Consider the following 10,310-nt stretch of genomic DNA (forward strand, 5'->3'; position numbering starts at 1 on the left):
GTAGTGCGGGAACTGGTGCTCTCATGAACGAAATTCTAATGCACGAATCATCGATTATTTTGGAGACACACCACTAGGTTCATGTGGGGGCGGGGCTGGAGCAGGGTGTGTAGGCGTTGTGCCCAGCTGCTGTGGGGAGAGACTGTGTCGAGGACGGACTGTAGTGACACCAGTACGGGGTAGAGGCGTTTGCGTGATCGTTCTGGTAGCGCGTCAGCTTCGTTGAGCCACGAGATGGTGGGTGAATTCGGGATCGCTGGGTAGACCCCGAGTCCTAGGTTCCATAGTCGGCCGTGGTGTGCGCAGACGTTTCGGACTCGGACGTACGTTTGCAGCCAGGATTCGAGTACGGGTGCGGTGAGGCCAACGTTTCTGGCGACAGCTGTCCGGTCGGCACGCCGAATCATGTTGCGGTAGGCACTGTTCAGTTGCCCGATTGTCAAGGTTTCGACCATGAGCCAGGATGGTGGGAGCTCCGGCGAGCGATAGGTCGTCAAGTAGTGCTCGAGAGCGGAGCGATGAACGAGAGAGTCTTCGCCAGCGTCCGGTGCGCCGCGTAATTGAGCGGCACAGGCGTCGCGGACGATTTTCAGCAATCCGGCGTGTTTGCCGAGATGACGGAAGTGGTCGGGATTGGTGTACCAGTGCGGGTCCTGGTAGGTGATCGACATAGTGTCGGTCAGCGCCGCACGGACGGCAACCTCGACGCGTTCGAGCGCGTCCATGATCAGTAGCCGTAATGCCCGGTCGAAAACGTAGAGGTCGAGCACGTGGTCGAATGTTATGCCGTCGCGGTAGAGGTGATCGGGTCGTCCGTGTTGGAAGGGGATTGAGTAGGGCGAGAGCCGGTAGTAGCCGATATGGCGAAGGTATCGTTCGGCGCGGTCGGTGTCGGGGATCTGCAGGCCGCGTCCGGTGAGGCGGCCGACGATCTCTTGCGCGCTCAACGCTGGTTTGTCGTAGTCGAGAGAGCCGCGTGCTCGGGTTGGTCGGGGCTCGCCTGGCTGTCGAGGCATTCAGCGTTTCTCCTCATCCGTGACGAGAAAAAATCCCCCAAGTGCGCATCGTGGAGAGGCGTGGGGGATGTAGTGCGTTCACGTTAGCACGGATGGCGCTTCAGCGACACATGGCTGGAGGTCAGCCAACGAGACGGACTTTGCAGCCGATACTGAACGCGAGACTGCACGCCTGGTTCGCTTCTTATTGTCGCTCACCTGAGAAGTGAACAGCCAATATTCGTTCGTCCCCGCGTATGACACGATCTACTAAAGTTCTGTTCGACAGGTGAGTGTTGGTCGGAGTGGGATGGGGGCGTGGATGCATTGACGTATCGCGAGAACCTCCTTCGATGTCACAAGTCCGCTCAGAGTGCCGTGGCGTCCCGGCGTAATTGTCCACTCGATGCCGTCGTCGTCCGCGACCGATCACGCCCGTCCGATGCCGGAGGTTCGGCGATGGCTCGGTGTCACGAGGGTGTCACATGTCGGTACGTTCGTGCATGGACTGGCAAGGATGGTGATGAACGAAAAGCGTTGCAAATAAACAAATATCAAGTCCAGCAAAGTTCATGTGAATCCATTTCTAGGGACTTAAAATCCGCACAGTGTCGGTTCGAGTCCGACTGGGGGCACTGAAGTCCATATGGATCCGAGAAATTTCGGGAGCAACGAGTTTCGGCGGGTGTTGTGGACTTCTGCGTACGTCGATGGATGTGAATGGATAAGTGGCGCAGCGGATTCTGAATCCACCGACGGACCGAGGTTACTCGACCGCTACTGGGCAAGTATGTGCAGCCCAGGTTAGGTTTGAGCGCTGAATCCGACCGATTTCAAGAGTCCGCTGACACGAGGCTGACACATCTCGGTACCAGCGGATTCGTGGTGTGAGCGGCGATGCTCGAGTTAACTACGCGACAATGAATTGCATCGTCATGACCACCAACCGTGGTGTCGGATCGTGGGGCGAAGTGCTCGGTGACAACACCGTCGCAGCATCCATGCGCGACAGGCTCCTGCATCGCTCCGTCGTACTCAACCTTGACGGCGATTCCTACCGACTACGGGATCATAACTTCAGATCGGAGAAGCTCCGCAAAGCCACCACCGGTACCCGCCAACCACTACCCAGTGAAGACCGCTCACGAGTGGGGAATTTCAGTGAGCGCGGTTGGGGGAATTTCGCTGAGACTCGTCAACTGGCCTTTCCTTCGGCAGAAACGCATGACCATGGTTTTGTTATCCACGGTCTGCCCACCTCGATCAGCATCGACACGCCCTGCCCGACGCCGACCCGCACAGGGTCGCGAGGCCACGGGATGGCGATTCGACATCGCAGCACACAACCACTTCTGCCTCGGCACGGCGTGTATTCAACCTGCCAGAATCAGTTACGGGCACTGTGCCCGGTTCACCACTGGACGCCGCGAAAACTCATGGCCAGAACACCGCTTCTCACGACGTCGACGACTCCGTGCTGGAAGGATACTCACGCCCACGACGACGTCACTGAGCATGTCGAACTGTTGAAGTCTCTCGATCTACAACCTGACGGCGAGAACAGATTCTCCGGTCGCCTCAGGTCATTGCCTCGGATCGGGCCTATGGCGGCGAGATGGTGGCGCGGCGCTCGCAGCCGTGATCAAGACCGTGGGCGAGGACCAGTCGATCCATTCGTTCCACGGTTACTTCCTGCGCCCGGGCGACGTGCACGCCACGACGGAGTGGGCGGTCGAACGCGTTCGCGGGGGACGGAGCTTCTCGGCGCGCGGTGGCAGGATCGCAGAACAGGAAGGCCATCTTCGCGGGGCAGGCCTCGTTCCACGTCGCGACCGCCGGTGTCTCACCGGAGGCCGATGCCGCCCGATCTGCCTGCGCCGGAGGATCTCCCGACGGTCGCCGAGGTTTTCGGCGACTCGACGGTCCTTGACGCCGAATGCTGGGCCAACGGCCGTAATTTCGACATTCGGCACAGCCCGTCACCGGTCTACGTCAGCGCCGACGGCGAGCGAACCCGACGGCAGGCGTTGTGGCTCGAGGCCTGCGGCCGCCTCCGGGACGATCCGAACACGCCGGCAGCAGCCTCGATGTCGAGTTGATGCACGGCTCGGCGAGTCGATTGAGCGGCGATGCCAGGCAACCCTGTCGGAAGTTGCCGCGATCGGACGGTCGAGGGTGAGCCTCGCGCGCCTGATTTGTACAGGAGTGAGACCGCAGTCCGGGGTTTCGCTACCGTGATGTCATCGAGCAGTTGAGCTGGTAGCGGCTCAACTGCCTTCTGGCGTCGATCGTTCGGAGACCTTAGGGCGGGCGAGCGACTTGAACATAACCGGCAGAAGTGCGGTCGTGGTGGCACCCACGAGTAGAACGCCAGCCATCACCAAGCTCGGGATTTGGTAACCGCCCGTGGCATCTTTCAATACCCCGAATATCGTGGGAGCTACGAAGCCTCCTAGATTGCCGAGCGAGTTGATCAGCGCGATGGCCGTCGCCGCAGCAGCACCCGTCAGGAACAATCCGGGGATCTGGTAGAACGACGCGCTCTGCGACACCAGGCCGACCATTGCGAAGCAGATGAACACCATGATCATGATTGGACTGTCGACCAGTGCCGACGCGCCGATGCCGATGCCGCCGATCAATGCAGGGATGGTGGCGTGCCAGCGCCGTTCCTGAGTTTTGTCCGAGTGGCGAGCCCACAGGATCGACGGGACGATTGCACACAGCGCAGGCAGACCGGTGATGAGACCAATCTGCAAAGTCGACAATTCTGAGGTCGTCTTGAAGCCCGCGATGATCAGCGGCAGGAAGAAGATGATCGAGTACTGGCCGCATTTCAGGCAGAAGTAGATGAAGGACAACACGATCACTCGGAGGTCCTTCAGTGACTTCAGAGCGCCACTAGCACCGCGATTGTGCGGGATGTTCGCCTCCTGCTGCGCAATGGTTCCTTCGAGCCAGGTGCGTTCCCTGACGGATAGCCATTTGGCGGTGCCCGGTCGATCCGCGAGCACAAACAGGCATGCGATACCCACGAGGACTGCCGGTATACCCTCCAACACGAACATCACGCGCCAGGAATCGATCCCGAAATAGCTGTCAGGCGTGAGCAGGAAACCAGTCAGGGGTGCGCCGAGGATCGCTGCGGACGTTCCGCCGAGCACGAACAGCGAAAACATCGTTCCGCGATACTCTCTCGGAACCCATAGCGCAAAATACATTATTACGCCTGGGTAGAAGCCGGCCTCGGCAACACCCAGCAGGAAGCGAACGGCATAGAGACCCCACTCGTTGGTCACGAAACCTGTTGCAGCCGCGCAGAGTCCCCACGTGATCATGATGCGCGCCAGCCACCGTCGAGCGCCGAACTTCATCATCATCACGTTGCTCGGCACCTCGAACAGGGCGTAGCCAACGAACAGTAGGCCGGCAGCGAGACCGAACATCGAGGCTGTGAGTCCGAGGGCGGCGTTCATATGCAGCCCAGCGAGCCCGATGTTCGTCTTCTCGAGCGCGTTGAAGAAGTAACCGAGCGCAAGAATAGGCACCAACCTCAGGAGCACTTTCCTGATTGTCTTTCGCTGCTCCTCTGGCTCCAAGGTGGGGATGGTCGGGGCCTCGACAGAGTGGCGCGTGGTATCCATGGAACTCCTTTGTGATGTGCCCAACAGTTGGGTCCCATAAGTGATACCGGCCTCACGAAGGTCGATCTACGTGTGTACCACGGAGCGGGACGCGTAATTCGCAGTGATGTTGCGTATGGAGCCTACGACTCGGTGCGACCTCGTGATCTGCGCGGATGTAGCGACGCTGACAGGCCGATTGCCGTTGCAGTCACCGTCGGCGCGTACTTCTGAGCTGTGGCGAGCTGCGTGGCACCTGTCACCGAGATTGCCCCGATCACCGGTCCGCCGGTGCCGGAAAAGATCGGTGAACTCACGCAGAAAATTCCTAGCCGGGACTCCTCGACGTCGTACGCCACTCGCGCTTTCCGGACCTCGGCGAGCTCCTTGCGCAACCGATCTGGATTGACAATGGTCTTGGGAGTCTGTGCTGTCAGCGTCTTCGACAACACATCGTCGACGAATGCAGGTTCGCTGAAAGCGAGGATCGCCTTGCCCAGCGCTGTTGCATGCATCCGCGCCCGACCGCCGAGACGAGAATGGGGAACGCTCATAGCCGGGGTCGATATCTTTTCGATGTAGAGGATTTCGTCTCCCTCTCGTACCGCAAGATTGCACGTCAGTTTCGTCACTTCGTGCAGAGCGTGCGCGTGAGGAATCGCGAGATCGCGTAGCGAGGTGGAAGCCGCTACGAGGGTTCCCAACTCGAATAATCTGGCACCCAGTCTCACGCCGGCGGGGCAGCGCTCGAGAGCGCCCCAACCCACGAGGTTCTGGACTAGACGATGCGCCGTGGATTTCGGAACGCCCGACTGGCGGGCCAACTGGCTGATGCTCAGTATCTGACCGGGGCTCTCGAACTGTTCCAGCAACGTGAGGCCTCGAAACAACGACGACTTTTCGAAGTCGTCCTGCTCTGCAGGACGGGCCATGGCAGTTCTCCCAGCTTCGTTGAACTATGACTGTGGACATGATCACTGCAGTTGTCAGAGAACGCAATTCACTATAGGAGAGAAGTTGACGACGAAACCCATACTGGGGTTGGAACTCTCCACGGTTGTGAACGAGACCGAACTACGGGATCTCACGGTCAGGGTGCTCGAACGCCACGGTGCCAATTGCGAAGCCGCAAGGCTGCAGGCAGATGCACTGGTAGAGGGCGAGTTGCGTGCCCATCCATCGCACGGGCTTCGAAGGCTTCCGTTGATCGTCGAGCGGATGCGACGCGGACTGATCGACGTCACGGCAGTGCTGAGTCTCGATTGGACTGCTGAGGCGTCGTTGAAGGTCGACGGAAACATGGGCTTCGGCCCGGTTGCTCTTCACGCCGCCATCGATGCTGTGTCAGCGCGTGCTGAGCGGACGGGAATAGCGATGGCGGCGATCTCGAGATCGAGCCATATCGGGATGCTTGCACCCTACGTCGAACGTGTTGCTCGCCAGGGCTGTATCGGCTTACTGCTCACCACCAGCGAGGCACTGGTGCATGCGTGGGGCGGCCGATCGCGTGCAGTCGGTACCAATCCCATCGGTGTCGGAATACCTACCTCCAACGAGCCTTTGTCACTGGACATGTCCACCTCGGCGGTGTCCATGGGCAAGATCATCGACTACGCAGCGAAGGGTAGACCGCTCAGGGATGGATGGGCTACCGATCGCAATGGCGAACCGACCGAAAATGCTTCGGAAGCTGCAGCATTCGGCGCACTCTCGCCGTTTGGCGGGCCCAAAGGATATGCGCTGGGCGTGACGATCGAATCACTCGTCGCGACGGTGACGCAAACGGCATACGGCGCAGATGTTCTGGGCACACTCGACTCGGAACATCCCGTCACGAAGGGCGATCTGCTCATCGTCATCAGTCTCGATGTACTCGGCTTGAAACCTGTTCTACCTCTTTTGACAAATTACCTCATACAGATACGAGCCAGCGGTGGAGCATCGACACCCGTGGATGTCCCCGGTGATAGGGCACGGCGCACCCAGGCGGAGAGGCGGGCCCATGGCGTGCCTGTTGATTCCGCGGTTTGGGCGAATGTGCACCGCTTGGCCGAAGGGAGCGAATTCGAATGACCACAGGCATTACCCAACCGACAGCGATCGGCGTACTTCGGTTACCCGAACGAATTCTTTTCGGAGACGGTAGTTTCGCGTCCGTCTCCGTCGAGGCATCGAGACTTGGACGCAACGTGCTGCTGGTCTGCGATCCGTTCTTGCTGAACTCGCCCGAGCTAGACGCGATCCTGAGAGATCTCGCAGCCTTGTCGGTGAAAGTGACGGTCGAGTCCGGGGTCATACCCGAACTGCCGCTCGAACACGTGCAGAAGCTCATCGACTCACACCGACATTCGGTCCCTGATGCTGTAGTGGCTGTCGGGGGTGGAAGCGCGATCGACCTCGGGAAGCTTATCGCCCTTGGGCTCAGTCATAATGGCGCGCTCAATGATTGGTATGGTGAGAACGCAATCCCATTCCCCGTTCTTCCTGTGGTCGCGGTTCCCACCACAGCAGGCACTGGCAGCGAAGTTACCGGCGTAGCCGTACTCACGGACCCCGGTCGAGACCTCAAAGTGGGCATCTCCAGCCCGTACCTCATTCCTCGCGTCGCCATCGTCGACCCCTTGCTGGCGGTCGGTGCTCCGGCCTCGGTGACCGCTGCCTCCGGCGCGGATGCCCTCGTCCATGCCGTCGAAGCGCACACTGCTGCAGTGCGCTCTTCGGATTGGTCCGCGCAGCTACCGGTCTTCGTGGGCCAGAACCTACTGAGTTCGCCGTTGGCGATCGAGGCCATCCGCCTGATCGTTCCAAACCTTCCCCGTGCCGTCCGAGATGGGAACGATCTCGATGCACGTCGTGCCATGGCGCGAGGGAGTCTCCTGGCAGGAATGGCTTTCGGTTCTGCGGGAACGCATCTGTCTCACGCCATCCAATATCCTGTCGGAGCCCTCACTCATACACCGCACGGGCTCGGCACCGGCCTTCTGCTGCCGTTCGTATTGGACGCGGTGTTGCCGACGTGCATCCCGCAGTTGGAGCAAATCGCCGAAGTTCTCGATGTTCGAGAATCGACTGCGGAGGCGTCGGCTCGAGCTGCGATCGACACCATCGCTCGTGTCTTTTCGGAGATTGGTTTGCCCGCGGACCTTCGTTCGATCGGTGTCGACGACAAGGACGTGTCCCGCATCGTCGAACTCTCGCTCACGGTGAAAAGGCTGGTGTCGAATTCGACTCACCCTCCGACATCCGAGCTGATCGAGGGGATCGTTCGAGCGGCTCTCGACGGTGACCGTGCACGGCCAGTCTCCTATGGAACAACAGACCAGAACAGGATTCACGCATGACATTTCGCAGTCAACTGCATATCGATGGGCAGTGGAGAGACGGCAGCGGAGGAAGAACCTTTCCTGTCATGGATCCCTCCGCCGGCAAAGAGCTAGCCGCATTCGCCATTGCCGAGGAAACCGACTGCGACGAGGCGATTGCTGCCGCGGAAACCGCTCTCACGTCTTGGCGGGCGACGTCGCCACGAGAACGGAGCGAGTTGCTGCGAGCTGCGTTCGAGATCCTTCGGAATGACATCGAACGACTAGCAGAGATCATCGTGTTGGAAAACGGTAAGTCGTACGCCGATGCCCTCGGTGAGGCGAAGTATGCGATCGAGTTCTTCCGATGGTATTCGGAAGAAGCTGCCAGGGTTCACGGCGACTTTCGTCGCTCGCCTGCAGACGATAAACACATTCTCGTTACTCATGAACCGATCGGCGTTTCGCTACTGATCACGCCCTGGAACTACCCGGCAGCAATGGCCACACGCAAGATCGCGCCTGCTCTGGCCGCGGGATGCACCGTGGTGCTCAAGCCAGCGAGGGAGACGCCCCTCGCTGCCGCGTTCGTGGTCGAGGCGCTTCAACGAGCGGGTGTGCCGGCTGGAGTGGTCAATTTGGTCACGCCTGTTCCGACCGGGCCAGCAGTCTCGAGGATGTTGCACCATCCCGCTGTACGAAAGCTGAGCTTTACAGGATCGACCGAGGTAGGGCGCGTCCTACTGCACGAAGCGGCGGATCAGGTCGTCAGTTCGTCGATGGAGCTGGGCGGCAATGCGCCCTTCGTGGTGTTGCCCGGCGCGGATTTGGATCTGACGATCGAAGGCGCACTCGTGGCGAAGATGCGTAATGGAGGGTCGGCGTGCACTGCCGCGAACCGCTTCTACGTGCATTCATCTCTGTGCGAGGAGTTCATCGGACGGATGGTCACGGAGTTTTCGACGTGGACAGTCGGACCGGGATCCGACCGGTCGAATCAGCTCGGTGCGCTTGTCTCCGACGATGAACGAGACAAAGTGGCCGGGCTCGTCGATCGAGCAGTCGCCGACGGGGCCGAGATCGTATGCGGCGGAGAGTCTCTGGATGGGGGCGCATTCTACGCCCCGACTGTACTTCGCGGCGTTTCTCATGACAGTGAGATAGCCAGCACCGAGATCTTCGGGCCTGTTGTGTCGGTAATCGAATACGACGACGTCGACGACGCGATCCGCATGGCGAACGACACCATCTTCGGGTTGATCGCGTACGTCTACGGTGAAAAGGGTGCAGCATTGTCAGCGTCGTTGCGAATCGAAGCGGGAATGGTCGCCGTCAACAGAGGTGTACTCAGCGATCCTGCCGCTCCGTTCGGAGGCATGAAGCAAAGTGGGCTCGGGCGAGAAGGAAGTGCGGAGGGAATTCTCGAATTCCTGGAGGAAAAATACATAGGGATCGACCTGTGACCTCCACGATGCCGTCGTCATATTCCGTCAACTGCTCGATTCTGCTCACCGACGCACCTCTCCTCGACCGTCCGAGACTGGCGAAGGACGCCGGGTTTGGCTCCGTCGAGTTCTGGTGGCCGTTCGATTCGCCGGTTCCCACCGATCGTGAAGTGAATGCGTTCGTCGCGGCGATCCGCGACGCGGGAGTGCAGTTGACCGGCCTCAATTTCGCTGCAGGAGACATGCCAGCGGGGGAGCGTGGGATCCTGTCGGACCCATCGCGTGCTCAGGCGTTCCGTGACAACATCGACGTCACCGTCGGAATCGGCGAGCAACTGGGTACCAAAGCTTTCAACGCTCTGTACGGAAACCGCATCGAGGGTGTCGACCCCGCCGAGCAGGACGAGGTCGCTGCTGCAAACCTTGCTGCTGCTGGAAAGGCCACCGACTGTATCGGCGCTGTAGTCCTGATCGAACCGGTCAGCGGGGCAGCGGCTTATCCGATCAAGATAGCCACTGACGCAGTCGATGTGATCAGACGGGTCTCTACCGAATTCGACGTTCGCACCCTCAGGCTGCTTGCCGACCTGTATCACCTGGACGTCAACGGAGACGACATCACGGTTGCGATCGACAACTACGGCGACATTATCGGCCACGTCCAGATCGCGGACTCTCCGGGACGCGGCGAGCCAGGTACTGGCGCTCTCGATTTGGCACGCCACCTGTCCCACCTGGAGCGCGTGGGTTACGACGGCTTCATCGGACTGGAGTACAAGGCGACCCGCCAGGATCCCTTCGCCTGGCTGCGCCAATCCACACCGCCACCTAAGGAATCACCTCTATGAGCACGATTGCTTTCATCGGTCTCGGAATCATGGGCAGCCCCATGTCCGTGCATCTCGCGAAGGCGGGCCACCAGGTGGTCGGCTACAACCTGACCCC

The 10,310-nt window shown here is 60.1% G+C and carries 9 protein-coding genes and 2 pseudogenes; 8 read left to right on the forward strand and 3 right to left on the reverse strand.

Annotated elements, in window-relative coordinates; all coding sequences use genetic code 11:
* Positions 1–47 precede the first annotated feature (47 nt).
* Entirely contained in the window at positions 48–947 is a 900-nt protein-coding gene (locus R4P57_RS26605; RefSeq protein ID WP_317805891.1) for an Abi family protein, read from the reverse strand.
* 977 nt (positions 948–1,924) lie between these two features.
* Between R4P57_RS26605 and R4P57_RS26610 the strand changes: the two are divergent.
* The 3 genes and pseudogenes from R4P57_RS26610 to R4P57_RS26615 form a co-directional block, all read left to right on the forward strand.
* Positions 1,925–2,122: pseudogene (locus R4P57_RS26610) on the forward strand (ATP-binding protein); the annotation flags it as partial.
* Positions 2,123–2,543: 421 nt separating this feature from the next.
* A pseudogene (locus tag R4P57_RS26855) lies at positions 2,544–2,777 on the forward strand (acyl-CoA thioesterase domain-containing protein); the annotation flags it as partial.
* Between the two features lie 74 nt (positions 2,778–2,851).
* Positions 2,852–3,094 (forward strand): hypothetical protein, encoded by a 243-nt coding sequence (locus R4P57_RS26615; RefSeq protein WP_317805899.1) that lies wholly within the window; start codon positions 2,852–2,854, stop codon positions 3,092–3,094.
* A gap of 168 nt (positions 3,095–3,262) precedes the next feature.
* Here R4P57_RS26615 and R4P57_RS26620 read toward each other — a convergent pair whose 3' ends face one another.
* Positions 3,263–4,639, reverse strand: a complete 1,377-nt coding sequence (locus tag R4P57_RS26620) for an MFS transporter (protein ID WP_317805892.1) — start codon at positions 4,637–4,639, stop codon at positions 3,263–3,265.
* A 122-nt stretch (positions 4,640–4,761) separates the two neighbouring features.
* Positions 4,762–5,550: an IclR family transcriptional regulator gene (locus R4P57_RS26625; protein ID WP_317805893.1), complete on the reverse strand. Its 789-nt coding sequence runs from the start codon at positions 5,548–5,550 to the stop codon at positions 4,762–4,764.
* A 127-nt stretch (positions 5,551–5,677) separates the two neighbouring features.
* Between R4P57_RS26625 and R4P57_RS26630 the strand changes: the two genes are divergently transcribed.
* From R4P57_RS26630 to R4P57_RS26650, 5 genes are all read left to right on the forward strand, one after another.
* The gene (locus R4P57_RS26630; protein WP_317805894.1) at positions 5,678–6,691 is read left to right on the forward strand and encodes an Ldh family oxidoreductase; all 1,014 of its coding nucleotides are present in this window, start codon (positions 5,678–5,680) and stop codon (positions 6,689–6,691) included.
* Positions 6,688–7,959: an iron-containing alcohol dehydrogenase gene (locus R4P57_RS26635; RefSeq protein WP_317805895.1), complete on the forward strand. Its 1,272-nt coding sequence runs from the start codon at positions 6,688–6,690 to the stop codon at positions 7,957–7,959. Before R4P57_RS26630 ends, R4P57_RS26635 begins: the two co-directional genes overlap by 4 nt.
* Entirely contained in the window at positions 7,956–9,383 is a 1,428-nt protein-coding gene (locus R4P57_RS26640; RefSeq protein WP_317805896.1) for an NAD-dependent succinate-semialdehyde dehydrogenase, read from the forward strand. The genes R4P57_RS26635 and R4P57_RS26640 overlap by 4 nt, the downstream gene beginning before the upstream one ends.
* 8 nt (positions 9,384–9,391) lie before the next feature.
* Positions 9,392–10,213 (forward strand): hydroxypyruvate isomerase family protein, encoded by an 822-nt coding sequence (locus R4P57_RS26645; RefSeq protein WP_317805897.1) that lies wholly within the window; start codon positions 9,392–9,394, stop codon positions 10,211–10,213.
* Positions 10,210–10,310: NAD(P)-binding domain-containing protein (locus R4P57_RS26650; protein WP_317805898.1), on the forward strand; the 101-nt coding region annotated here is incomplete at its 3' end. The genes R4P57_RS26645 and R4P57_RS26650, both read left to right, overlap by 4 nt.

Origin of the sequence: Rhodococcus sp. IEGM 1330, from assembly GCF_033142445.1 — a bacterium.
Taxonomy (GTDB): Bacteria; Actinomycetota; Actinomycetes; order Mycobacteriales; family Mycobacteriaceae; genus Rhodococcoides.